General features: G+C 64.2%; 18 protein-coding genes, 1 pseudogene and 1 riboswitch. Of the genes and pseudogenes, 9 read left to right on the top strand and 10 right to left on the bottom strand.

Annotation, left to right across the window (positions count from 1 at the left end; genetic code table 11):
- The first annotated feature begins 7 nt into the window (after positions 1 to 7).
- The 3 genes from AC1MHZ_RS01135 to trhA all read left to right on the top strand — a co-directional run bounded on the left by AC1MHZ_RS01135 (position 8) and on the right by trhA (position 6,060).
- Entirely contained in the window at positions 8 to 4,903 is a 4,896-nt protein-coding gene (locus tag AC1MHZ_RS01135; RefSeq protein ID WP_482965938.1) for an Hpt domain-containing protein, read from the top strand.
- Complete coding sequence (locus AC1MHZ_RS01130; RefSeq protein ID WP_084854022.1) at positions 4,896 to 5,369, top strand: chemotaxis protein CheW; 474 nt, start codon at positions 4,896 to 4,898, stop codon at positions 5,367 to 5,369. The genes AC1MHZ_RS01135 and AC1MHZ_RS01130 overlap by 8 nt, the downstream gene beginning before the upstream one ends.
- A gap of 73 nt (positions 5,370 to 5,442) precedes the next feature.
- Positions 5,443 to 6,060, top strand: a complete 618-nt coding sequence (gene trhA / locus AC1MHZ_RS01125) for a PAQR family membrane homeostasis protein TrhA (protein ID WP_084854024.1) — start codon at positions 5,443 to 5,445, stop codon at positions 6,058 to 6,060.
- A 67-nt stretch (positions 6,061 to 6,127) separates the two neighbouring features.
- On the opposite strand, the gene AC1MHZ_RS01120 is transcribed toward trhA, so the two are convergent.
- Together AC1MHZ_RS01120 and AC1MHZ_RS01115 are read right to left on the bottom strand one after the other, a co-directional pair.
- Positions 6,128 to 6,847 carry a 16S rRNA (uracil(1498)-N(3))-methyltransferase gene (locus AC1MHZ_RS01120; protein ID WP_084854026.1) on the bottom strand — a complete coding sequence of 240 codons (720 nt, stop codon included), beginning with the start codon at positions 6,845 to 6,847 and terminating at the stop codon, positions 6,128 to 6,130.
- Positions 6,848 to 7,020: 173 nt separating this feature from the next.
- Positions 7,021 to 8,427 carry an adenosylmethionine--8-amino-7-oxononanoate transaminase gene (locus tag AC1MHZ_RS01115; RefSeq protein ID WP_482965937.1) on the bottom strand — a complete coding sequence of 469 codons (1,407 nt, stop codon included), beginning with the start codon at positions 8,425 to 8,427 and terminating at the stop codon, positions 7,021 to 7,023.
- A gap of 230 nt (positions 8,428 to 8,657) precedes the next feature.
- Here AC1MHZ_RS01115 and AC1MHZ_RS01110 point away from each other — a divergent pair.
- From AC1MHZ_RS01110 to AC1MHZ_RS01100, 3 genes and pseudogenes are all read left to right on the top strand, one after another.
- A pseudogene (locus AC1MHZ_RS01110) lies at positions 8,658 to 10,292 on the top strand (flavin monoamine oxidase family protein); the annotation flags it as partial.
- 229 nt (positions 10,293 to 10,521) lie between these two features.
- Positions 10,522 to 11,073 carry a cytochrome b gene (locus AC1MHZ_RS01105; protein ID WP_084854029.1) on the top strand — a complete coding sequence of 184 codons (552 nt, stop codon included), beginning with the start codon at positions 10,522 to 10,524 and terminating at the stop codon, positions 11,071 to 11,073.
- Positions 11,074 to 11,107: 34 nt separating this feature from the next.
- Entirely contained in the window at positions 11,108 to 11,686 is a 579-nt protein-coding gene (locus AC1MHZ_RS01100; protein ID WP_224457159.1) for a YceI family protein, read from the top strand.
- Between the two features lie 84 nt (positions 11,687 to 11,770).
- Here the strand turns inward: AC1MHZ_RS01100 and AC1MHZ_RS01095 are convergent, their stop codons facing one another.
- The 6 genes from AC1MHZ_RS01095 to ahcY all read right to left on the bottom strand — a co-directional run bounded on the left by AC1MHZ_RS01095 (position 11,771) and on the right by ahcY (position 20,067).
- On the bottom strand, positions 11,771 to 13,297 hold the full coding sequence (locus tag AC1MHZ_RS01095) for a M60 family metallopeptidase (protein ID WP_084854033.1): 1,527 nt from the start codon (positions 13,295 to 13,297) through the stop codon (positions 11,771 to 11,773).
- A 253-nt stretch (positions 13,298 to 13,550) separates the two neighbouring features.
- Positions 13,551 to 15,440 carry an RNA helicase RhlE2 gene (rhlE2, locus tag AC1MHZ_RS01090; protein ID WP_172402931.1) on the bottom strand — a complete coding sequence of 630 codons (1,890 nt, stop codon included), beginning with the start codon at positions 15,438 to 15,440 and terminating at the stop codon, positions 13,551 to 13,553.
- Positions 15,441 to 15,659: 219 nt separating this feature from the next.
- Positions 15,660 to 16,448 (bottom strand): substrate-binding periplasmic protein, encoded by a 789-nt coding sequence (locus AC1MHZ_RS01085; RefSeq protein ID WP_084854035.1) that lies wholly within the window; start codon positions 16,446 to 16,448, stop codon positions 15,660 to 15,662.
- Positions 16,449 to 16,496: 48 nt separating this feature from the next.
- Entirely contained in the window at positions 16,497 to 17,573 is a 1,077-nt protein-coding gene (locus AC1MHZ_RS01080) for a hypothetical protein (protein WP_084854037.1), read from the bottom strand.
- Between the two features lie 93 nt (positions 17,574 to 17,666).
- Positions 17,667 to 18,512, bottom strand: a complete 846-nt coding sequence (gene metF / locus AC1MHZ_RS01075) for a methylenetetrahydrofolate reductase [NAD(P)H] (protein ID WP_196145954.1) — start codon at positions 18,510 to 18,512, stop codon at positions 17,667 to 17,669.
- A 145-nt stretch (positions 18,513 to 18,657) separates the two neighbouring features.
- Positions 18,658 to 20,067, bottom strand: a complete 1,410-nt coding sequence (gene ahcY / locus AC1MHZ_RS01070; protein WP_084854040.1) for an adenosylhomocysteinase — start codon at positions 20,065 to 20,067, stop codon at positions 18,658 to 18,660.
- A 21-nt stretch (positions 20,068 to 20,088) separates the two neighbouring features.
- Positions 20,089 to 20,184, bottom strand: a riboswitch (S-adenosyl-L-homocysteine riboswitch).
- Between the two features lie 179 nt (positions 20,185 to 20,363).
- On the opposite strand from ahcY, the gene AC1MHZ_RS01065 reads away from it, so the two are divergent.
- Positions 20,364 to 20,765, top strand: a complete 402-nt coding sequence (locus tag AC1MHZ_RS01065) for an acyl-CoA thioesterase (protein WP_043207235.1) — start codon at positions 20,364 to 20,366, stop codon at positions 20,763 to 20,765.
- A 68-nt stretch (positions 20,766 to 20,833) separates the two neighbouring features.
- On the opposite strand, the gene AC1MHZ_RS01060 is transcribed toward AC1MHZ_RS01065, so the two are convergent.
- Positions 20,834 to 22,069 (bottom strand): cation:proton antiporter, encoded by a 1,236-nt coding sequence (locus AC1MHZ_RS01060; RefSeq protein ID WP_084854042.1) that lies wholly within the window; start codon positions 22,067 to 22,069, stop codon positions 20,834 to 20,836.
- Positions 22,070 to 22,296: 227 nt separating this feature from the next.
- On the opposite strand from AC1MHZ_RS01060, the gene AC1MHZ_RS01055 reads away from it, so the two are divergent.
- Together AC1MHZ_RS01055 and AC1MHZ_RS01050 are read left to right on the top strand one after the other, a co-directional pair.
- On the top strand, positions 22,297 to 23,130 hold the full coding sequence (locus AC1MHZ_RS01055) for an EamA family transporter (protein ID WP_196145950.1): 834 nt from the start codon (positions 22,297 to 22,299) through the stop codon (positions 23,128 to 23,130).
- Between the two features lie 28 nt (positions 23,131 to 23,158).
- Entirely contained in the window at positions 23,159 to 23,545 is a 387-nt protein-coding gene (locus AC1MHZ_RS01050) for an MAPEG family protein (RefSeq protein ID WP_084854046.1), read from the top strand.
- 105 nt (positions 23,546 to 23,650) lie between these two features.
- On the opposite strand, the gene mltA is transcribed toward AC1MHZ_RS01050, so the two are convergent.
- A complete protein-coding gene (gene mltA / locus AC1MHZ_RS01045) occupies positions 23,651 to 24,802 on the bottom strand; it encodes a murein transglycosylase A (RefSeq protein WP_084854047.1) in 1,152 nt (383 codons plus the stop codon).
- Positions 24,803 to 24,853: the final 51 nt, after the last annotated feature.

The raw sequence follows: 24,853 nt of genomic DNA, 5'->3' as shown, positions 1-24,853 counted from the left end.
GCGAGCCATGGTGCCCACGACCGTGAGCCCCGAGCGCCACGACACCGTTGCCCTGGCCTGGGCCAAGGCAGCCATCCTCGACTGCCTGGGTCAGGCCCGCCAGGCCCTGGAGCGTTTCGCCAGCGAGCCGGAAGACCCGGCGATGCTGGCCTTCTTCATCGACAATCTGCACCAGGTGCACGGCTGCCTGCGCATGCTTGAGCTGCGCGGTGCGACTCACCTGGCCGAGGAACTGGAGCTGCTCGGCCGGGCCATGGCCGATGGCCAGGTCAGCCCCCGGGGCGATTGCCTCGGCGCGCTGTTCCGGGGGCTCGAGCAGTTGCCCCCGTACCTGGAGCGCTTGCGCGGGGCACGTCACGACCTGCCGTTGGTGGTGGTGCCGTTGCTGAACCAGTTGCGCGGGTGCCGAGGTGTCGAGCCGTTGCCCCAGGGCAGCCTGGTCGGCCATGCGGCGCAGCGCCTGGCAGGGGCTGCCGACCTGGCGGACCTGGACCTGTCCCTGGGCAATTGGCGCGAACAGTTGCAGGCAGGGCAAGGCCGCGACGCGTTGCGTTCGGTGGTGATGGCGCTGTGCGACGACCTGGTCCGGATCAAGGAGCGGTTGGACCTGTTCGTGCGTGGCGATCGCCAGCAGCGCGAGCAGCTGGAGGCCCTGCTGGCGCCGCTGCGCCAGGTCGCCGATACCTTGGCGGTACTGGCCTTCCAGCAACCGCGCCGGGTGATCATCGACCAGGTGCTGGCCTTGCAGGCCCTGGCCCAGGGCGAGCGGGCCGTGGACGACGCGGTGCTGATGGATATCGCCGGCGCCTTGTTGTACGTGGAGGCGACCCTCAACGGCATGGTCGGACCCTTGGATGAAAGCGGCCAGGGCAACCTGCCGGGCGCCGACGTGATCGAGATCCGCCAGCTGGTGTTGAACGAGGCGCTGGCGGTGTTGCAGCAGGCCAAGGACCTGATCGGCGATTGCCTGGAGTCCGGCTGGCCACGCGAGCGCCTGCAGCCGCTGCCAGGCCTGTTGCACCAGGTGCGCGGTGCCTTGTCCATGCTCATGCTGCCGGAGATGGCCGAGGTGTTCGGTGGTTGCGCCGGTTACATGCAGGGCTGGCTTGCCCACCTGGAACAGGAACCACCCGCCGAGGAGCTTGCGCACCTGGCCGAAGCGCTGAGTGCCGGCGAAATGTATCTGCAATGGCGCGTAGCCGACCCCCTGGCCGATGCCCAGCCCTTCCTCGACATGGCCCGTGCCAGCCTGGCGGCGATCGGCGTGGTGTGCCAGCAGCCCCAGGCCTGCCTCGAGCCCGAGGCGATCGATGACGAGCTGCGCGACGTTTTCCTCGAGGAAGCCGGCGAGCTGCTGCCGGAGATCGAACGCCACTGGTTGCGCTGGCGTGCCGACAACACCTTGCGCGATGCGCTGGTAGAGGTGCGCCGGGCGCTGCACACCCTCAAGGGCAGTGGGCGAATGGTGCATGCCGAGGCCCTGGCGGAGCTGGCCTGGGGCGCCGAGCACCTGCTCAACCGGGTATTGGAGGGGCGCATCACCCTGGCGGCGGAGGGGGTGGTGGCCTTGCAGCAGGTATTGGTGCGTTTGCCGGACCTGCTGGCCGATTTCGCGGTGGGTCACCCGACGCCGCTGGCCGAGGCCGAGGCCTTGTCCAGCCATCTGCATCAGCTGGCCATCCATAATCCACCAGTGGCGGCGGCCCATGGGCTGGACCCTCAATTGCTGGAAATCTTCCGCAACGAGGCCCAGGGCCACCTGGGCAGCCTGGAAACCTACCTGCGCGGTGCGGACGGCGAGGGCTCGCCCGTCAGCGACAGCCTGCAGCGCGCGCTGCATACCCTCAAGGGCAGCGCGGCCATGGCGGGTGTCATGCCGATAGCCGAGCTGGCCACGGCGTTCGATCGTCTGGTTCGGGAATACAAAGGGCACGGGCTGGCGTTGCAGGTAGCCGAGCTCGAATGGCTGGAGGCAGCCCGGGCTTTGTTCCACCTGGGCCTCGCCCAGCTCGACAGCACGCCCTTGGCGCCCATCCCGGACGCCGCGGCGCTGATCGAGCAGGTCGGCCAGGCGGTGGATGCGCGCCTGGCATTTCTTGAGCAGCACCCGCACCCGGCCCAACGTTCCGGGCGCGACCCGCAGCGTATCGCCGCCTTCCTGGCGCAGGGCATGGACATCTTGCTCGATGCCGAATCGCTGCTGTCGCGCTGGCAGGAGCACCCGGGCGAGCGCCAGGAGCTGGAAACCCTGCTCGATGACCTGACGGCCCTCGGGCAGGCGGCCCACCTGGCCGAGCTGTGGCAGGTGGATGAAATCTGTGAAGCGCTGCTCGATCTGTACGGCGCCGTGGAGGAGGGCAGCCTGGCCGCCAATGGGCGCTTCTTCGGCCTGGCCCAGCAGGCTCACGAAGCCTTGCTCGACATGTTCGATGAGATCGCCGCCGGGCAGCAGGTCGAGGCGCGGCTGGAATGCGTGGCGGCCCTGCGTGGCCTGTTAGACGATGCCCTGGCGCCTGACGCGATGGGCAAGGTCGGCCTCGACACGGTGACGCCTTTGCCCTTCCCGACCGCTCCGGTTGTCGAGCCTGCGGCAGGCGAGGCCCAGAGCCCGGGCGACAGCGAACTGCGTGAAGTCTTCCTGGAAGAAAGCTCGGATATCGTCGAAAGCGCCGCGGCCTCCTTGGCCCGCTGGCAGGCCGACCCGCGCAACAGCATCGAGGTCGAGAACTTGCTACGCGACCTGCACACCCTCAAGGGTGGGGCGCGGATGGTCGAGGTCGCGGCGATCGGCGACCTGGCCCATGAGTTGGAATTCCTCTACGAACTGCTCGCCGCTGGCCGACTGCCACCGAGCCCGGCGCTGTTCGCCCTGCTGCAGAACTGCCATGACCGCCTCGCCCATATGCTTGACGCGGTGCGCCTAGGCCAACCGCTGCACGCCGCTACGGCGTTGATCGACTATATCCGCAACTTCAGCAGCGCGGCGTTGACCGACAGCGCCGCGGGCCAGGCACAGGCCGAGGTGCCTGCCGCCGAAGCACCAGCGGTCACCCCGGAGCGGGCCGCAGGCGACATGGTCAAGGTGGATGCCGAGCTGCTGGACGACCTGGGCAACCTGGCCAGCGAGCATTCGATCATCCGGGGCCGCATCGAGCAGCAAGTCAACGATGCCCAGTTCGCCCTCAACGAAATGGAAACCACCCTGGAGCGCATGCGCGACCAGTTGCTGCGCCTGGATATCGAGACCCAGGGGCGGATGTCCAGCCGTTACCAGGCCGAAGGCGATGCCTATGACGACTTCGACCCCCTGGAAATGGACCGCCATTCCCAGTTGCAGCAGTTGTCGCGGGCGCTGTTCGAGTCGGCCTCCGATCTGCTCGATCTCAAGGAGACCCTGGCCCAGCGTGCCCAGGACGCCTACAGCCTGCTGCAGCAGCAGGCGCGGGTGAACAGCCAGTTGCAGGAGGGCCTGACGGCCACTTTGATGGTGCCCTTCGAGCGCCTGGTGCCGCGCCTGCAGCGTGTGGTGCGGCAGGTGGCCAGCGAGCTGGGCAAGCAGGTGGAACTGGTGGTCGGCAATGCCGAGGGGGAGTTGGACCGCAGCGTGCTCGAACGCATGGTGGCGCCGCTCGAGCACATGCTGCGCAACGCGGTTGACCATGGCCTGGAAACCCGGGAAGTGCGCCTGGCGGCCGGCAAGCCGGAGCAGGGCACCATCCACCTGAACCTGCTTCATGAGGGGGCCGACATCGTCATCGAGATGAGCGACGACGGAGCCGGTGTGCCTTTGCAGGCAGTGCGCGCCAAGGCGATCAAGCGTGGCCTGCTGGACCCACAGGCCTACCTGAGCGACCACGAGATCCTGCAGTTCATCCTGCGCCCCGGGTTTTCCACCGCTGAGAAGATCACCCAGATTTCCGGCCGCGGGCTTGGCATGGACGTGGTCCATGAAGAGGTCAAGCAGCTGGGCGGCTCCATGAGCATCGAGTCGAGCCCGGGCAAGGGCGCACGCTTCCTGATTCGCCTGCCGTTCACCGTCTCCATGAACCGGGCGCTGATGGTGCACCTGGATGATGAACAATACGCGATACCGCTCAACACCATCGAGGGCATCGTACGCGTGCCGCCCGCGGAGCTCGAGGCCTGTTACCAGTTGAGTGCGCCGCGCTATGTCTATGCCGGGCACGAATACCACCTGCGGTACCTTGGCGAAGTGCTGCAAGGGGGCAGGCCTCGTCCCAGCCTGCTGGGCCAGAGCGTGCCGCTGCCGGTGTTGCTGGTGCACTCCCAGGAGCAATCCTTCGCCATCCAGGTAGACAGCCTGTCGCCCAGCCGTGAGATCGTGGTCAAGAGCCTGGGGCCGCAGTTCGCGGCGGTGCCGGGGCTGTCCGGCGCGACCTTGCTGGGCGATGGCCGGGTGGTGCTGATCCTCGACCTGCTCGGCCAGTTGCGTGGCCAGCAGCGACGCCTGGCGCGCCTGCCGGGTGGCTATGGCGACCAGCGGCCGTTGCTCGGGCCGGCGCCACGCCGGCGTCTGCTGGTGATGGTGGTGGACGACTCGGTGACCGTGCGCAAGGTCACCAGCCGCCTGCTCGAGCGCCATGGCATGAACGTGCTCACGGCCAAGGACGGGGTGGATGCCATGACCCTGCTCGAGGAACATCGCCCGGACGTGCTGCTGCTGGATATCGAAATGCCGCGCATGGACGGTTTCGAGGTGGCCACCCGTATCCGGCGCGACGCGCGGCTCAAGGACCTGCCGATCATCATGATCACTTCGCGTACAGGCCAGAAACATCGCGACCGGGCGATGGCCATCGGTGTCAACGACTACCTGGGCAAGCCGTACCAGGAGTCGGTACTGCTCGCGAGCATCGCCCACTGGAGCCAGACCCATGCTTGAACATATCGCCGGCCAGCGCAGCAGCCTGACCGGCTTGCTGCTGCCCATGAGCGACCGGACCCTGGTGCTGCCCAATGTCGCCGTGGCCGAACTGATCGGCCAGCGCGCGTTCGCCTGCGAGGCCCATGAGCCGGCCTGGCACCTGGGCTGGATCGACTGGCGCCAGCAGCGGCTGCCGCTGATCGGTTTCGAGGCGGCCTGTGGTGGCGAAACCCTTTGCGGTGATCGGGCTCGTGTCGTGGTGCTCAACGCCCTGGGCGATACCGGGCTTCGCTACCTGGCGCTGCTGCTGCAGGACATTCCGCGATCATGCAAGCTCGACAGCCAGCTCAATTATGTGGATGTGCCGCTGGCCAGCCTGGAGCTGGCCGCGGTGCAGGTGGGCGAGCAGGTGGCCAGGGTCCCGGACCTGGCAGGGTTGGAACGGATGGTGCGTGACGCCGATCTGCAACCTCTGGGCGGGTAGGATATCGGGCTCGTCCCGCGATGAGGGCCGAGGTGATCTGGAACCTGGCCCGTTTCAGGAGGTCTGTGTCTGCATGTACTACGGTGAACGTTTCAATGCCTGGACGCACCTGGTCGGTGCCGTGCTGGCCTGTATCGGCGCCATCTGGCTGATCGTCGTGGCCGGGCTGCAGGGCGACCCCTGGAAGATCGTCAGCTTCTCCATCTATGGCAGCACCCTGCTGCTGCTCTACAGCATCTCCACCCTGTACCACAGCACCCGTGGCCGGGCGAAGGTGATCATGCGCAAGCTCGATCACTTGTCGATCTACCTGCTGATCGCCGGCAGCTATACCCCGTTCTGCCTGGTCAGCCTGCGTGGCCCCTGGGGCTGGAGCCTTTTCGGCGTGGTCTGGGGGCTGGCGGTGATCGGCATGCTCCAGGAGATCAAGCCGCGCTCGGAGGCGCGGATCCTGTCGATCGTCATCTATGCGGTGATGGGCTGGATCGTCCTGGTGGCGGTCAAGCCCCTGCTGCACACCCTCGGCGGCGCCGGGTTCGCCTGGCTGGCGGCGGGCGGGGCGTTCTACACCATCGGCATCCTGTTCTTCGCCTTCGACAGCCGCTTCCGCCATTGGCATGGCATCTGGCACCTGTTCGTCATCGCCGGCAGCCTGATGCACTTCGTCGCGGTGTTCTTCTACGTGCGCTAGTGTGGTGTTTTGCAAATACGACCAAAAATCGCTCGCGAGTTATGGTCGTTATTTGTGAAACACCACACTAGATATCCCCCCACAGCTGCTGCGCCACCGCCAGCGCGACCACCGGTGCGGTCTCGGTGCGCAGCACGCGCGGGCCGAGGCGTGCCGACTGGAAGCCGGCCGCCTTGGCCTGCTCCACCTCGGTATCGCTCAGGCCGCCTTCCGGGCCGATCAGGAAGGCCAGGCGCGCCGGGCGTTCGTGGCGGGTCAAGGGCTCTGCGACCGGGTGCAGCACCAGCTTGAGGTCGGCGTCGGTTTGCTTGAGCCAGTCGGCAAGCGTCACCGGCGGGTGGATCACCGGCACGGTCGAGCGACCGCATTGCTCGCAGGCGCTGATCGCTACCTGGCGCCAGTGGGCCAGGCGCTTGTCGGCGCGCTCATCCTTCAGGCGTACTTCGCAGCGTTCGCTGACGATCGGCGTGATGGCGCTGACGCCCAGCTCGGTGGCCTTCTGGATCGCCCAGTCCATTCGTTCGCCCCGGGACAGGCCTTGGCCAAGGTGCACCTGCAGCGGCGATTCGGCTTGGCCGGGCAGGGCCTCGTCGAGCGCTACGCGCACGGCCTTCTTGCCGACCTCCAGCAATTGGCCACGGAATTCCTGGCCACTGCCGTCGAACAGTTGCACGGCGTCGCCAGGGGCCATGCGCAGCACGCGGCCGATGTAATGGGCCTGGGCTTCGGGCAACTCGTGTTCGCCGAGGCTCAAGGGGGCGTCGATGAAAAAGCGGGACAGTCTCATGGAGTACTCGTCAAAAAGGGTTACGCACACTGTGTAGGAGCGGCCTTGTGCCGCGAAAGGGCCGCAAAGTGGCCCCTGGCGCTCAACGCCAACGCCCCAATCGCCGGGGCTGCCACGCAGCCCTTTCGCGGCACAAGGCCGCTCCTACAGGGGGAGGTGGATGGGGTTGCAGGCTAGCCCGGATCGCGGAAATCGGGGTGGAAGTTCGTCGGCACCGCCACGCTGACACTGTCGCGGGTGGCGATGTCGATGCCTTCGCTGGCCACCTCGGCCAGAAAATCGATCTGCTCCGGGGTGATCACGTACGGCGGCAGGAAGTACACCACGCTGCCCAACGGCCGAAGCAGCGCGCCGCGGGTCAGGGCGTGCTCGAAGACCTTAAGGCCGCGGCGCTCCTGCCAGGGGTAGGCGACCTTGCCGGCCTTGTCCTGGACCATTTCGATGGCCAGGGCCATGCCGGTCTGGCGGATCTCGGCGACATGGGCATGCTCGGCCAGGTGCGCGGTGGCGCTGGCCATGCGCGCCGACAGGGTCTTGTTGGCCTCGATCACATTGTCTTGCTCGAAGATATCCAGGGTCGCCAGCGCCGCGGCACAGGCCAGCGGGTTGCCGGTATAGCTGTGCGAATGAAGGAAGGCGCGCAGGGTCGGGTAGTCGTCGTAGAAGGCCTGGTACACATCGTCGGTGGTCAGGCAGGCGGCCAGCGGCAGGTAGCCGCCGGTCAGGGCCTTGGACAGGCACAGGAAATCCGGGCGGATACCAGCCTGTTCGCAGGCGAACATCGTGCCGGTACGGCCGAAGCCCACGGCGATCTCGTCGTGGATCAGGTGCACGCCGTAGCGGTCGCACGCCTGGCGCAGCAGCTTGAGGTACACCGGGTGGTACATGCGCATGCCGCCGGCACCCTGGATCAGCGGCTCGACGATCACCGCGGCGATGCTGGCGTGGTGCTCGGCCAGGGTCTGCTCCATCAGCGCGAACATGTTGCGCGAATGCTCTTCCCAGCCCATGCCGTCGGGGCGCAGGTAGCAGTCCGGGCTCGGCACCTTGATGGTGTCGAGCAGCAGTGCCTTGTAGGTTTCGGTGAACAGCGGCACGTCGCCCACCGACATGGCGGCGATGGTCTCGCCGTGATAGCTGTTGGTCAGGGTGACGAAGCGCTTCTTGTCCACCTGTCCCTTGTTCTGCCAGTAGTGGTAGCTCATCTTCAGCGCCACTTCGATGCAGGATGAGCCGTTGTCGGCGTAGAACACCCGGTCCAGGCCAGCCGGCGTCATGGCGACGAGGCGCTCGGACAGCTCGATGACCGGCTGGTGGCTGAAGCCGGCCAGGATCACGTGCTCGAGCTGGTCGACCTGGTCCTTGATGCGCTGGTTGATGCGCGGGTTGGCATGGCCGAACACGTTGACCCACCAGGAACTGACGGCATCCAGGTAGCGCTTGCCTTCGAAGTCTTCCAGCCACACGCCTTCACCACGGCGGATCGGGATCAGCGGCAGTTGCTCGTGGTCTTTCATCTGGGTGCAGGGGTGCCACAGGACTTTCAGGTCGCGTTGCATCCACTGTTGGTTGAGGCCCATGGGCAGATCTCCTGGCGGGGCGTGCTTTGGCCGACAAGCCTAAGCAATGGGGCCGCGCAGGACAACCGACGCGCTGCGTGCGGCGGTGTCGAAAACTAAATTTCCTGTGCCGACGGGCACTTGATGTCACTACGCTGGCAGGGTCTGGATGCCTGACGTATTCTTAACGCATCACATCCTGGGGCGTTCTTCCCCTCTTTTTGTCACCTCTATTTCCGGAGTTCGCCAAAATGGCTGCTGCTTGGGTGCGCCTGTGTGCGTTGGTATTGATTGGTGTGTCCAGCGCCGGCGCGCTGGCCAAGGACAAGAGCCCCACGGCGATCGTCGTGGGTGGCGGGCTGGCGGGCCTGACTGCGGCCTATGAGCTGCAGAACAAGGGCTGGCAGGTGACGGTGCTGGAAGCGAAGACCGGCATGGGCGGGCGCTCGGGCCTGGCCACCAGCGAATGGATCGGCAACGGCAAGAGCCAGCCGGTGCTCAACCAGTACCTGGACCGCTTCAAGCTTGAAACGCTGCCTGCGCCGGAGTTCGTACGTACCCCCGGCTACCTGATCGACGGCGAGTACTACAGCGCCAGCGACCTGGCGGCCAAGCAGCCGGCCACCGCAGATGCGCTCAAACGCTACGAGAAGACCCTCGACGACCTGGCCCGGTCGATCGACGACCCGTTGAACCCGGCGGCCACCAGCACCTTGTTCGCCCTCGACCAGATGAACGTCTCCACCTGGCTGGACAAGCTGCAGTTGCCGGCCACCGCCCGGCAACTGGTCAACCAGCAGATCCGGACCCGTTACGACGAACCGTCGCGTCTGTCGTTGCTCTACTTCGCCCAGCAGACACGCGTCTATCGTGGGGTCAGCGACCGCGACCTGCGCGCCGCGCGCCTGCCAGGAGGCAGCCCGGTGCTGGCCCAGGCCTTCGTCAAGCAGCTCAAGACCATCAAGACCCGTTCGCCGGTGACCGCGATCATCCAGGACAAGACCGGCGTGACGGTCAAGGTCGGTAGCGTCGGCTACCAGGCCGATTACCTGGTGATGGCCGTGCCGCTGCGGGCGCTGGCGAAGATCCAGATGACCCCGGGCCTGGACGGCAAGCACCTGGCTGCCCTCAAGGGAACCAACTACGGTTGGCGCGACCAGCTGATGCTCAAGTTCAAGAAGCCAGTGTGGGAAAGCCGTGCGCGCATGTCGGGCGAAATCTTCAGTAATGCAGGGCTTGGCATGCTGTGGATCGAGCCTGCGCTCAAGGGAGGGGCCAATGTGGTGATCAACCTTTCGGGCGACAACGCCCGTCTGCTGCAGGCCTTCGGTGACAAGCAGATGGTCGACCAGGTGCTGATCCGCATGCATGCCTTCTACCCACAGGCTCGTGGCGCCTTCACCGGATACGAGGTGCGTCGCTACAGCACCGACGCCGGAATGGGCGGTGCCTACCTGGCTTACGGTCCTGGCCAGATCAGCAAGTACTGGCGTTTGTGGGAGCGCCCGGTGCAACGCATCGCCTTTGCCGGTGAGCACACCGATGCGCTCTACCCCGGCACGCTGGAGGGTGCGCTGCGCAGTGGCCAGCGTGCCGCGAGCCAGGTGCAGGACCTGGCGGACGGCAAGTCGTTCGAGCCGGCCAAGGTTGTACCTGTCGCCGCTGCTCCGAGTGCAGCGAACGCGAAGGAAAAGGGCGGGTTCCTCTCCAACCTGTTCGGTGGTGCATCGGGCAAGGCCGACAAGGCGAATGCTGAGCCAGTGAAGCCGGCGCAGGCCAAGGAAGGCAAGCCTGGCTTCTTCTCGCGAATGTTCGGTGGCGCCGATAAGGTCGATGTGCCTGCCAAGGCCGAGCCTGAGGCGGCGGCAGAGCCCAAGGCCAAGGCTGGCTGAATCTTGTCGTAGCCAGTGCGGGCCCCAATCGTGAGGCAAGTCGGACCGCGATGGGGCCCGCACTGGCAGTAGCGCTGTGAGCGACTATCGTTAATGTTTCCTTAATGGGAAGGTTTCACAATACATATCTAATTTTTCGATCATCCGAAGCAAGTTTTTCCGCTTTTTTTCGATACGTTATGCGCTAGTCTGTGCACCAGCTTTCACGGGGAAACACACCAACATGCAACTGCGCAATTCATCCTCTCGTTATGGCCTGGTCAGCATCGTGATGCATTGGGGCGTGGCCCTGGCAGTCTTCGGGCTGTTCGGCCTGGGCCTGTGGATGGTCGGCCTCGACTACTACAGCCCGTGGCGCAAGTCCGCGCCCGACCTGCATAAAAGCATCGGCCTGGTGCTGCTGGGGGTGATGTTGTTGCGTGTGATCTGGCGCTTCGTCAGCCCGCCACCGCCGGCGCCGGCCAGCCACGGGGCATTCACCCGCCTGGCCGCCAAGCTGGGGCATGCGTTGCTCTACCTTGGCCTGTTCGGCGTGATGATCGCAGGTTACCTGATCTCCACCGCCGACGGCGTGGGCATCCCGGTATTCGGCTTGTTCGAGGTTCCGGCGCTTGTCAGCGATCTGCCCGACCAGGCTGATGTTGCTGGGGTCATCCACCTCTACCTGGCCTGGGGGCTGGTGATTTTCGCCATCCTGCATGCCTTGGCAGCACTGAAACACCACTTCATCGACCGTGACGCGACCCTGGCCCGCATGCTGGGCCGCAAAGCTTGACTCTCTACCTCAATTGCATAGGAAGGAAGTAAGGATGTTCAAAAAGACTTTTGCCGCTCTGGCGCTCGGTACCGCACTGCTCTCCGCTGGCCAGGCCATGGCCGCCGAGTACAAGATCGACAAGGAAGGCCAGCACGCGTTCGTCGACTGGAAGATCAGCCACCTGGGCTATAGCTTCATCCATGGCACCTTCAAGGACTTCGACGGTAACTTCACCTGGGACAGCGCCAAGCCGGAAGACAGCAAGATCAACGTCGAACTGAAGACTGCGAGCCTGTGGTCGAACCACGCCGAGCGTGACAAGCACATCGCCAGTGCGGACTTCCTGGATGTGAAGAAGTATCCAGAAGCCAAGTTCGTCTCCACCAGCGTGAAGAAGACCGGCGACAAGACTGCCGATGTGACCGGCGACCTGACCATGCACGGTGTGACCAAGCCAGTCACCTTCAAGGCTACCTTCAACGGTGAAGGCAAGGACCCATGGGGCGGCGAGCGCGCTGGCTTCAATGCCACCACCACGCTGAACCTGAACGACTTCGGCATCAAGGGCCCAGGCGCGACCTCCCAGACCCTGGACCTGGATATCAGTGTCGAAGGTGTGAAGCAGAAGTAATTCGAACGGTTTGAAAGCGGGGGGCTGCTGCGCAGCCCTTTCGCGGCCTTGTGCCGCGAGAGGGCCGCGTAGCGGCCCCTATGCTTATGTGTACGGAACTTGATGAATCAGCCCCGCAGGTGCTGCTGGCAGTCGCAGGGCATGTAACGCGCGCCAGGTGGCATCACCCTCCTTGATGACACCCCAGTCGGCAAAGAAATCCGCCAGGTTGCAGTTGGCCACCTTGCATAGCGAGGCGGTGAAGTTGACAAGGTCATTACCGTTGATAGGGTTCTCCCTGGCAAAGCGGTCCCAGGCGGGCAGGTAATGGTTGCCGAATCCTTTTCTGAGCTGTTCGAAGATAGCGTGCGTATCTGGAGACTCCGGATAATGTTTTTGATCGCGTGGCTTGGCCAGCCATGCCTTCAGCCCCGGCCAACGTTTGGGAAATTCTTCGCTGTAATCGTTCGAATGGATACGCCCGACCGCGAGGGCATAGATGTTCACTGAGTTTTCGTCGAACAACGGCGCCAATGTGTTCGTCCGGTTTTGAAAATGATGGCCGTACTCATGCAGGGTGACCCACAGCTCATGTGCACGCCCGCCCAACAATGCATTCATGTACGAGCTGCCTTGGCTACGACTGTGGGGCAGGCCAATGTAGCCCGTGGTGGCATAGGGCGAACTACTGGATACGCTTTCTACGGCATGAATCCATAAATTGCTTCGCGTATGCCTCGGTGAAGACCCGTCCAGACCGGCGGCAATCGCTTCGATTTTCAAGACTTCTTCATGGGACCTGACAATCTCTCCAACATCGGGGTGCGCGAATAACCGGTAGGTATCGGCGTAGGCGGATATGACCACTCGGTCGCCGACGAGCTGGACTTCTGTTTGGTGATCGCTTTTATCGAGCATGCGATGCCAGTCGTTCGGCGGAGTCTGCCCAAGGATGTAGTAAGGAATGGGCTGGAAGGCGCCGTCGAGAATAACGCGGCAGCCGGACTTACCCGTATTGCGAATATGGATCACGCCGCCGACGAGATCGGGCCGCAGCCGGTTGTCACCGCGTTGTAAGCGAACCTCGCGCATGTTTGGGGTTTGTATCGCGCGGTTCGATTGCTCAGCCAGCCCTTGTACGCCTATCAGGACTGTCACATCTTCATCGTCCCCTTCAAGCCAGAGGGAGGCGCTTTTGCCGGCAGGCAATTTATAGCCGGTGGGTTGATAGTCGGCCCACTGTAGACTCCATTGGTAAAACGCTTGGTCGTTGGCTTTGGCCGCCGTTGGGCCTATGTAGATGGACCGCGGATGGACAAAGCTATCCGTCGCTGTGACGGGATGGGAGAGCCCCGAACTGTTGACGCGCACGTGTACGGTATCAGCGGTCAGCAGGTAGCTATCTGGCAAGTCGGGATTATGAAAGCGTCCATCGGCTTTTACGTCGGCAATCCCTTTCCAAGTACCATTGGAGAAGGCTTCGATCACACCTTGGGTTACGGATGTGCTTCCTCGGACATCATTCTTTGCACCCCGCCTTAGCGAAAGGCTGGTAATGACCGGTGTTGCGGTAGTTGTGCCGGCCGAGGACTCGGTTTTATTGGATTTTGGAGTCGGTGTAAAAGTATTCATGTTGAGCCACTTATTACGTTATGGCTCTTCAGTGTTCAGATGGGCAATAGTTTTAAAAACTGGCTGAACTAACAGTTTTGCGCAACATACGTGCAGACCACCAAAATCCGTGGCGTTATTGGATTCGTACTACTGGAGGCGGTAAGAATACTGAGGCGCGTCGGTTACTAAACTTTCGCGTGGCTTGATTCGGCAACTGCCGGTATTGCGCCTTTCGCTGAGCTGGCAGCGAAAGGCGCAACATACCCGGTTGTCAGCCCTTGCGAGTCAACAGCGCGGGGCGCTCACCGCGTGGGCGGCTGGGCAGGTCATCCAGCTGCTCGGGCGTCGGATAACGGTCGAGCTTGGACTCCTTGCGGATGATCACTGGCTGGTGGGTTTCGCGCGGGTTGCGCACTGCCGGTTCCTGGCGGGAAAGGTCGTCACGACCGCCGGAGCGGTTGCGACCGCCGCCATTGTTGTCACGGCGCGCACCGCCGTTGTTGCTGTTGCGGGCGCGTTTCTCGCCGGAACCCTGCCCCTGGCGTTGACCGCCATTGCCACGCCCCTGGCCGCCGCCATTGCGCTGGCCTTGGCCCTGGGCCTGCCCCTGGCCGCCATTGCCGCCTGGGCGGCGGTTGCGGCCTTGGTTCTTGGTGTTCTGGTACGGGCTGACATAGTCGGCGCGGTTGCCGAAATTGTCGATCTCATCGTCCAGGAACTCTTCCGGGTCACGATCGGCCGGAACCGGCGGGATGCCGGCCTGGCCCTGGGAGGCCTGCTGCTGGCGCGGCTTCTTGTTGCGCGGTTTGCGCTGCTGCTGTGCCTTGTCGCCGGCCTTTTCCTTGTCGGCAGGCTTCTCGGCAGCCTGCTGCTTGGCCTTGCCTTTGTCCTTGCCTTTGTCCTTGCGCCCGCCGCTGCCGTCCTTGCCGCCTTCGGCGCGCGGCTGGTTGCGCCCGCCACGGCCATTGTTCTGCGGGCGTTCGCGTACTTCAGGCTTCTCGGCCTCTACCTGGCTTGGGTCGAAGCCCATCAGGTCGCCGTCCGGAATCTTCTGTTTGGTGACCCGCTCGATGCTCTTGAGCAGTTTCTCTTCATCCGGCGCGACCATCGAGATCGCCTCGCCCGAGCGGCCGGCACGACCGGTACGGCCGATACGGTGGACGTAGTCTTCCTCCACGTTCGGCAACTCGAAGTTGACCACATGAGGCAGTTGATCGATATCCAGGCCACGTGCGGCGATATCGGTGGCCACCAGCACACGTACGGTATTGGCCTTGAAATCGGCCAAGGCCTTGGTCCGGGCATTCTGGCTCTTGTTGCCATGGATCGCGGCGGCGCTCAGGCCGTGCTTTTCCAGGTACTCGGCCAGGCGGTTGGCGCCGTGCTTGGTGCGGGTGAACACCAGCACCTGTTCCCAGGCACCCAGGGTGATCAGGTGCGCCAGCAGGGCGCGTTTATGGCTGGCCGGCAAGCGGTAGACGCGCTGCTCGATCCGCTCGACCGTAGTGTTCGGCGGCGTGACCTCGATGCGCTCGGGGTTGTGCAGCAGCTTGTCGGCGAGGTCGGTGATGTCCTTGGAGAAGGTCGCCGAGAACAGCAAGTTCTGGCGCTTGGCCGGCAGGCGCGCAAGGACCTTCTTGACGTCGTGGATGAAGCCCATGTCTAGCATGCGGTCGGCTTCGTCGAGGACCAGGATCTCGACATGGGAGAGGTCCACGCTGCCTTGGCCGGCCAGGTCGAGCAGACGGCCGGGGCAGGCCACCAGCACGTCCACACCCTTGGCCATGGCCTGGACCTGCGGGTTCATGCCGACGCCACCGAAGATACAGGCGCTGACCAGGTGCAAGTCGCGGGCATAGACCTTGAAGCTGTCATGAACCTGAGCGGCCAGCTCGCGGGTGGGCGTGAGCACCAGTACGCGGGGTTGGCGTGGGCCGTGGCGCTGGGACTTGTCTGGGTGGCCGCCCGGGAACAGGCGCTCGAGAATCGGCAGGGCGAAGCCGCCGGTTTTACCAGTACCGGTCTGGGCAGCGACCATCAGGTCGCGACCTTGCAACACGGCGGGAATCGCCCGCTGTTGCACTGGGGTGGGCTGGGTATAGCCCGCTGCCTCGATAGCGCGGACAAGAGCCTCGGAGAGACCGAGGGAAGCAAAGGACATGGGCAATCCTGTTCTCGTGGGGGCTGGGCCCGATGGGATGATCTGCCTGGCGCGACGGGCATCGGCGGGATGCGATCGCGTCCGGTCCAGCTGGGCGTTCACTGCGCATCCTGGAAGCGTCGGGGAAGCACTGGGGGTGCGTGGGCGACGGTCGAGATGCCTGTTGCGAGGCCGAGCGTCCGGGCGTGAGCCGGGCGGGAAGGCCCGAGTATAACAGAGCTAGCGCGCCGTGCTGCGTTCGTGCTGCTCAACGGCGTCAGGAATATTTCCCTGGTCGCTTTCATAGCGAGCACTGATCGCCGCATAGGCCGGCTCCTGCTTGAAGCGGCGCAGCTCGTCGGCGAAGACCGTGGCCAGGCGTTCGCGCCCTGGCTTGCGGGCAAGGCCCAAATATTGGGCATGGCGGCTGATCACCAGGGGCAGCTCCTCGACCTGTTGCTCCAGGCCCAGGTGCCTGCGCAAGTAGCGGCCTGCGCGGCGGTCGGTCACCAGCAGGTCGATGCGCCCGAGCATCAGCTTGCCGAAATTCGCCTCGTGGGTCGGGGCCGATTCCCGCTGGAACAGCGGTGACGTATTGAAGGCCGGGTTGTACGTGTAGCCGGGCGAGGTCCCCACGGTCAGGCCTGCGAGGTCTTCCAGACGTTCTATTGCACGGTGCTGGGCGGTCGACTGGAACAACACGAACTGCACGTGCGAAAGGGGCTCCTCCGGGTAGACCATGAAGGGTTCGCGTGACTCGAGCTGGAAGATGTCCAGCACCCCATCGGCCAGGCCTTGCTCGACCATGGCCAGGCAGCGCCTCCAAGGCAGCAATTGCCAGTCGACATCGATACCCAGGCGCTTGAGTACTTCGTTGGTGACTTCGTAGTCGATGCCCTTGAGGTGACCATCGTGCCAATAGATGTAGGGCGCCCAGTCGTCACTGACCAGGCGCAAACGCTCTGCCTGGGCCAGCGGGCTCAGGCAGGCGAGCAGCAGGATGCAGGTCAGGCGCAGGAAATTGGGCATGGCGGCAGGGTACGTGCAATGCGCGCCCAACGCCAGTAGCCGTTGCGGTCAGGCTCCGGAAGGTCCGAGCAGGTGGGCTTGCACTTCCTTGTGCCTGCTGCCCAGGGACAGGCGCAGGCCGGGCTGGCGCAACAGCCGCGCCAGTTGTTCGGGGTCCTTGCGGCCATGCATGCCCTGGAAGTTCTCCAGTGCCTTGTCCCACCAGGCGGGTGCGCAGGCCCGGTCGAACTCGTTGTCGTAGGGGTAGCAGCCGTAGAGCAGTTCACGGGCAAACTGGCGCTGGTGACTGGGGAGCGTCAGGCTCAGGGCCTTGCAGCGCAGGCGATGCAGGGTAGGCGGGCGCGGCAGTTGGTCGTTGACCAGCGCCACGTCGGCCAGCGCCGCCTCGCTGAGCGGATCCTGGCCATGCTTGCCCAGCCAGGCTTGGACCTTGGCGCGAAACAGGGCCTTGCGGCTCCAATAGTGATGGATGACGTCGGTGCACGCGGCCACCGCCAGGGTACGGTACGCGGCCACGGCCAGGCAGAACTCCTCGAGGGTATAGGCGTTGGGCACCTGGGGGTGGAATTCATCCATCAAGGCGATGGACTGGTCGAGAACCGAGGCATCGATGGCATGCAGGCCGATGACCCCGGAATTGAGCAGGCCCATCCGCCCATCTGCCAGGCCACGATCCTGAAGGATGCCCTGCAGCTTGCTGTACAGCTGGCATTGCCGGTTGGCGTCGTAGCGCCCGCCGATGGCATTGCACAGCAGGCTGCCGGGGGCGATCCGCTGGAACAGCTGCAAAGGCGACTCGCGGAAGAAGGTATCGGTGTCGATCAAGGCGGCCACGGGATATTGCTGCAGGACCTGGCGCAACAGCACGTGCTTGCTGCGAAAGTGATAGCCATGGGGCTGGTTCCAGGCCGTCCGGGTGGCTTCATCCAGCAGGTGCAGCGTGACGGGCAGCTTCGCGTAAGGGGCCGGGTCGTCGGTATAGACCTGGATATCCAGTGCCTGGCCGGGCGCCTTGTGTAACTGTGCGAGGGCGCTGACGATGCTGAAACAGGCTTCCTGATGGTAGGTCGAGCGACCGAATGCCAGGTAGATGAGTTGTGGATTCGAAGCGGAAGACGGCTGCATCGTTCGGTAACTTATCGGGCTGCAGAAAGAAATAAGGCTTTAGCCTAATGCCAAAGCCTTAACTCTTCCTTAAGCACTTATTGCCGAAATGTGTCAGCGCGGTAGCTTGAGGTTGTTCCAGATCGCCAGGCTGGGCTCGGCCTGGTTCAGGGTGTAGAAATGCAGGCCCGGTGCGCCGCCTTGCAGCAGTTGTTCGCACATGCGGGTGATCACCTCCTCGCCGAACGCCTGGATGCTGGCAGTGTCGTCGCCGTAGGCTTCCAGCTGCTTGCGGATCCAGCGTGGAATCTCGGCGCCGCAGGCGTCGGAGAAGCGCGCCAGCTTGCTGTAGTTGGTGATCGGCATGATGCCGGGCACCACCGGGATATCCACACCCATCTTGCGGGCGCGCTCGACGAAGTAGAAGTAGCTGTCGGCGTTGAAGAAGTACTGGGTGATGGCGCTGTCGGCACCGGCCTTGACCTTGTGCACGAAGTTGGCCAGGTCGCTTTCGAAGTTGCGCGCCTGCGGGTGCATTTCCGGGTAGGCGGCCACTTCCAGGTGGAAGTGATCACCGCTTTCCTGGCGAATGAATTCGACCAGGTCGCTGGCGTAGCGCAGCTCGCCATAGGCCATGCCCATGCCGGACGGCAGGTCACCACGCAGGGCGACGATGCGCTTGATCCCGGCGGCCTTGTACTGGTTGATCAGGGTGCGCAGTTCATCCTTGCTGTCGCCGACGCAGGACAAGTGCGGTGCGGCCGGGATCTTCACCTCGCTTTCCAGCTGCAGCACCGTGTTGAGGGTGCGGTCGCGGGTCGAACCGCCGGCGCCGTAGGTGCAGGAGAAGAAGTCCGGGTTGTAGCCAGCCAGCTGGCGGGCCACGGCCATCAGCTTTTCATGGCCGGCATCGGTCTTGGTGGGGAAGAATTCGAAGCTGTAGCGGCGTTCTTGTGACATCTCTTATTCCTCAGCTGCAAGCGACAAGCCGCAAGCTGCAAGTAAAAGCCAGGGCGGTGGGGGCCGGCCTGGCTTGGGCATCCATCAAGATCTACAGGCTGCGAGCGCCAGGCCGGTTGTCGCCGCCTGGCACTCGTAGCGCCGCTTAGTAGCGGTAGGTGTCTGGCTTGAACGGGCCTTCGACGGTGACGCCGATATATTCGGCCTGCTGCGGGGTCAGCTGGGTGACCACACCGCCGAAGCCGCGGACCATTTCCAGGGCCACTTCTTCGTCGAGTTTCTTCGGCAGCACTTCCACGGTCAGGCGCTCGGCCTTCTGCGCGGCTGGCAGCTCGGCGAACTTCTGCTGGAACAGGAAGATCTGTGCCAGCACTTGGTTGGCGAACGAGCCGTCCATGATGCGGCTTGGGTGGCCGGTGGCATTGCCCAGGTTCACCAGGCGGCCTTCGGCCAGCAGGATCAGGTAGTCGTCGTTCTGCGGGTCGAAGGTGCCGGCGCCGGTGCGGTGGATCTTGTGGACCTGCGGCTTGACCTCTTCCCATGCCCAGTTCTTGCGCATGAAGGCGGTGTCGATTTCGTTGTCGAAGTGGCCGATGTTGCAGACCACGGCGCGCTTCTTCAGGGCCTTGAGCATGTTGGCGTCGCAGACGTTGACGTTACCGGTGGTGGTGACGATCAGGTCGATGCGGCCGAGCAGGTCACGGTTGATGCCGTCTTCGGTGCCGGTGTTGATACCGTCCTTGAACGGCGAGACCACTTCGAAGCCGTCCATGCAGGCCTGCATGGCGCAGATCGGGTCAACTTCGGTGACCTTGACGATCATGCCTTCCTGGCGCAGGGACTGGGCCGAGCCCTTGCCCACGTCGCCATAGCCGATCACCAGCGCCTGCTTGCCCGACAGCAGGTGGTCGGTGCCGCGCTTGATGGCGTCGTTGAGGCTGTGGCGGCAGCCGTACTTGTTGTCGTTCTTGCTCTTGGTGACCGAGTCGTTGACGTTGATCGCCGGGACTTTCAGCTCGCCCTTGGCCAGCATGTCCAGCAAGCGGTGTACGCCGGTGGTGGTCTCTTCGGTGATGCCGTGGATCTTCTCCAGCATCGCAGGGTATTTCTTGTGCAGGATCTCGGTCAGGTCGCCGCCATCGTCCAGCACCATGTTGGCGTCCCATGGCTGGCCATCCTTGAGGATGGTCTGCTCGATGCACCACTCGTACTCCTGCTCGGTCTCGCCCTTCCAGGCGAATACCGGAATGCCGGCGGCCGCGATGGCGGCGGCGGCCTGGTCTTGGGTGGAGAAGATGTTGCACGACGACCAGCGTACTTCGGCACCCAGGGCGACCAGGGTTTCGATCAGCACGGCGGTCTGGATGGTCATGTGGATGCAGCCCAGGATCTTCGCGCCCTTGAGCGGTTGTTCAGCCTGGTACTTGCGGCGCAGGCCCATCAGTGCGGGCATTTCCGATTCGGCGATGATGACTTCCTTGCGGCCCCAGTCGGCCAGGGAAATGTCGGCGACCTTGAAGTCGGAAAAACCTGCAGGCGTGTTTACAGCGCTCATCGAGAGCCTCCATTCGTAGTGTGCGAATGGGCGCCGTTGTGCGTTAAGCGTCCGCGGTGCGGACAACGCCCCAACCGAGCCTGACAGGTCGAACCTGCTGCAGCGCCCCTCGGCTGGGTGGCGGGATGACCCCCGCGGCGGGTGGCCATGTGAATCGGCAGGGATTATAGCCGTGGCACCGGGCCACGCCCAAGGTTTTCTGTCGATTAATCGAGACGATAGTCGATGTTCAATGGAGCACTGCCGAAGGCTCTGCCATCATTACCGCACGTCAGCCAAGCAGGTCAGGAGTCCCGATGAATTTCCACACCCGCAAATGGGTAAAACCCGAAGACCTCAACCCCAACGGCACGCTGTTCGGCGGCAGCCTGTTGCGCTGGATCGACGAAGAGGCGGCGATCTACGCCATCGTCCAGCTGGGCAACCAGCGCGTGGTGACCAAGTACATGTCGGAGATCAACTTCGTCAGCGCCTCGCGCCAGGGCGACATCATCGAGCTGGGCATCACTGCCACCGAGTTCGGCCGCACCTCCATCACCCTCAAGTGCGAAGTGCGCAACAAGATCACCCGCAAGAGCATCCTGACGGTGGACAAGATGGTCTTCGTCAACCTGGGCGAGGACGGCCTGCCGGCCCCGCATGGGCGAACCGAGATCAAGTACATCCAGGACCAGTTCCCCGACACCGCGGTGGAATGACGCTTGCGCGCCCCGTCTGTGGGAGCGGCCTTGTGCCGCGAAAGGGCCGCAAAGCGGCCCCAAAAACTTCAAGGCTGCGCGGTTACCCCGCGCACCACCCGCCCGATGCTCAACCCCTGCACCAGGATCGACGACAGCACCACGATATAGGTGATCGATAGCAACAGGTCGCGCTCAGGCCCACTGGGCAGCGACAGCGCCAGGGCCACCGACACGCCACCGCGCAGGCCGCCCCAGGTCAGTACGCGCACGGTGCCCTTGGGCACGCTGCGCCAGCGGCGCAGCAGGACGATGGCCGGGGCCACGGTGAGCAGCCGCGACAGCAGCACCGCCACGGCCAGCACGCTGCCGGCGGCCAGGTGCAGCCAGTTGAACGGCAGCAGCAACAGCTCCAGGCCGATCAGGGCGAACAGCAAAGCATTGAGCATGTCGTCGATCAGTTCCCAGAAGCCGTCCATGTAGCGTCGGGTCATGTCGTTCATCGCCAGGTTGCGCCCCAGGTTGCCGATGATCAGGCCGGCCACCACCATGGCGATCGGCGCCGACACGTGCAGCTCGTAGCACATGGCCGACCCGCCGATGACCAGCGCCAAGGTCAGCATGACCTCGACCTGGTACTGCTCGACGCTCTTGATCATGCGGTAGGTGGCATAGCCGATCACGCCACCGAAGACGACGCCGCCGATGGCTTCGCGGGCGAACAGCACGGCCGTGTCGGCGAAGCTGGGCGCCTCGCCGAGCTGGACAATGCCGAGCAGCACGGTGAACACCACCACTGCCGTGCCGTCATTGAACAGCGACTCGCCGACGATGGTGGTCTTCAAGGGCTTGGACGCGTTGGCGGTACGCAGCGCACCGAGCACGGCGATCGGGTCGGTGGGCGAGATCAGCGCGCCGAACAGCAGGCAGTAGATCAGTGGCACGTCCCAGCCGAACAGGGCGAAGACCCAATGCGCGAGGAAACCGATCACCACGGTGGCGATCAGCACGCCCAGGGTGGCCAGCAGGCCAATCGGCCAGCGGTAGCTGCGCAGGTCGGCGAGGTTGACATGCAGGGCGCCGGCGAACAGCAGGAACGACAACATCCAGTGCATCAACAGGTCGTTGAAGTCGATCTGGTTCATCAGGCCTTCGACGCGGGCCTCCAGGCCAGGGAAGCCGATCAGGCTCAAGCCCTGCAATATCAAGGAGAACAACAGCGCGGTGACCATCACGCCGATGGCCGGCGGCAGGCCGATGAAGCGGTAGTTGACGTAGGTGAGGAGGGTAGTCAGGCAAATAAACGCAGCAACAAGTTCAAGCATCCCAAATCCTGTAACAGTGGCTTCCAAGTCGTGGCCCGAATCGCTCGGGCAGTTGTTCGATGACTTGACGAGGGGTTCGGGACACAGGATTTGACCAGAATTGTCGGAATCGTTCTGCTTGGCTGAGGATTTGTGGTGCGGCTGGGATCGAGCGCAATGAAGCTCTACCGCCCTGCACTTCGACCCCCTATATTCACAACCATAAAACGTAGTAAGGACAACAAGGCGTGTTGGCAACTTCGCTGGTGTTGGTCGCCGCCCTGCTGCACGCGACCTGGAATACCCTGATCAAATTCAGTGGCGAGCGCTTGCTGGTGATCGCCAGCATGGACCTGGTGGCCCTGGTTTTCGCCGTATTGGCAGTGGCCTTCGTCGACTTTCCACCCGGGGAGATCTGGCCCTGGTTGCTGGCTTCGGCCCTGGCCGAGCAGTTGTACCGTTTCCTGCTGATCCAGGCCTACCGGGTCGGTGACCTGGGGCTGGTCTATCCTCTGATGCGGGGCTTGTCGCCGCTGGTGGTGCTGGGGCTGACCCTGGCTTTCGCCGGCGAGGCGCTGAGCGACAAGCAGATCATCGGCATCCTGCTGATCCCCTGTGGCATGGCGTGCCTGTTGTGGCAGGGCGGCGGGGGTGACCGGCTGCCCTGGTCGATGCTGCCGGTGGTGGCGCTGATCGGCCTGTGCATCGGTTGCTACACCTGGTTCGACGGCAAGGCGGTGCAGCTGTGGGGCAAGCCGATGGACTACCTGGTCTGGCTGACGTTGCTCAGCGCCTGGCCGTTCCCGTTGCTGGCCTGTGTGGCACGGCGAGCGCCGTTCGCGTTGTTCTGGCGGACGCAGTGGCGCCTGGGGCTGGCGGTAGGGTTGTGCGTATTGTTGAGCTACGCCCTGGTGCTGTGGGCCATGCACCTGGGCTCGATCGCCGAGGCGGCGGCGTTGCGTGAGCTGAGCGTGATCCTGGTGGTGCTCATGGGCATGCGCTACCTCAAAGAACCTTTTGGCGGGCCAAGACTCCTAGCTTGCGGGCTGGTCCTGGCAGGCATGCTGGTGATGAAGCTCTGACCAACGATTTGAACAAGGAGTCCTGTCCATGACCGTAGCCCTGTGGTGCATCCTGATCGCCCTCATCCTGCCACCGCTGTGCGGGTTGACGGCCAAGCTGAGCAGTGGCCGCTTCGGCCTGCGCGACAACCATGACCCACGTGCGTTTCTCGACACCCTCTCGGGCCTGCCACGGCGCGCCCACGCAGCGCAGCAGAACGGTTACGAGGCGTTTCCGGCATTCGCTGCGGCAGTGCTGGTGGCCGACATCGTCGGCAATGCCGAGCAGGTGACCCAGGATGTGCTGGCGGTGCTGTATATCACCAGCCGCCTGCTCTACATCATCTGCTACCTGGCTGACCTGGCGATCCTGCGTTCGCTGGTCTGGTTCGCCGGGCTGGCGATGATCGTGGCGTTGTTCGTGGTCTCGATCTGACTGGAAGGCCAATCGCCGGCAAGCCGGCTCCCACAATAGAGCAGCGCTTGTGAGAGCAGCGCTGGCCTGGTGGGAGCCGGCTTGCCGGCGATTGGGCCGATGAGGTCAAGGCACTTTCGGCACGTCGGGCAGCGGCGCGCCCTTGGGCCACAGCAGCCAGATCTGCCCTTGCTGCTTCATGTTGCCCGCCAGCTCGCCGGCCTCGGGGCCGGTGCCCCAGAACAGGTCCGCACGCACCTCGCCGGTGATCGCACCGCCGGTGTCCTGTGCGCCCACTGGGCGCGCTACCGGTGTGCCATCGGGGCGGGTCGTCGACAGCCACAGCAAGCTGCCCAGTGGAATCACCTTGCGGTCGATGGCCACGCTGTACCCGGCCGTGAGCGGCACGTTCAGGGAGCCACGTGGGCCTTCGTTGCTGTCCGGTCGGGTGCTGAAGAATACGTAGCTCGGATTGCTGGCCAGCAGTTCCGGCACGCGCTGTGGGTTGGCCTGGGCCCAGGCATGGATGCTGCCCATGGTCACGTCTTCTTTCTTGAGTTGCCCCTGTTCGACCAGCCAGCGCCCGATGGGGCGGTACGGGTGGCCGTTCTGGTCGGCATAGCCGACGCGCAGTTGACGACCATCTTCGAGCTGGATGCGCCCCGAGCCCTGGATCTGCAGGAACTGCAGGTCCATCGGGTCGGTCAGCCAGGCCAGTACCGGTGCCTTGGCGCCGTCGCGGTAGATCACCTCGGCAGTGTCGTAGGGCTTGAGCACCCGCCCTTCGATACGCCCGCGCAGGCGCTTGCCCTTGAGCTCCGGGTAGACGCTGGCCAGGTCGACCACGATCATGTCCTCGGGCACGCCATAGACCGGCACATGGGCGGTTTCGGTGTGCTCCAGGCTGCCTGGGTAGACCGGTTCGTAGTAACCGGTGATCAGGCCGTTGGCGTTGTTCTCGGCCGAGCGCAAGCCGTAGACCTGCAGGTTCTGTTGCAGGAAGGCGCGTACCTGGGCGGCGTCGTCCGGCATGCGCGCGGCGGCCTCGCAGGTGGTGGCCCAGATCGGGTCACGCTTGAGCTTCTCGCAGCCATTGCGCCAGGCTTGGAAGCCCGCCAACAGGTCGCTGTCGCTGACGGTCGGCAGCTCTTGCCAGGTGGCCGAGGCATAGGTCGCCACGGCATGGGGTTCGGGCTTGGCGTTCTCGCCGCCATTGCAGCCGGCCAGCAGGGCCAGGGCAGGGAGCGCCCAGGCGAGGTGGCGCAGAGCAGATGTCATGGTCGAATCCTTGAGTGGGTGGCCGGGTGTGGGCTACCCATGGTTTTCGTA

Source organism: Pseudomonas sp. FA-1, assembly GCF_056856075.1.
Note: the sequence above shows the minus strand (reverse complement) of the source record. Positions and strands in the feature narration are given on the sequence as shown.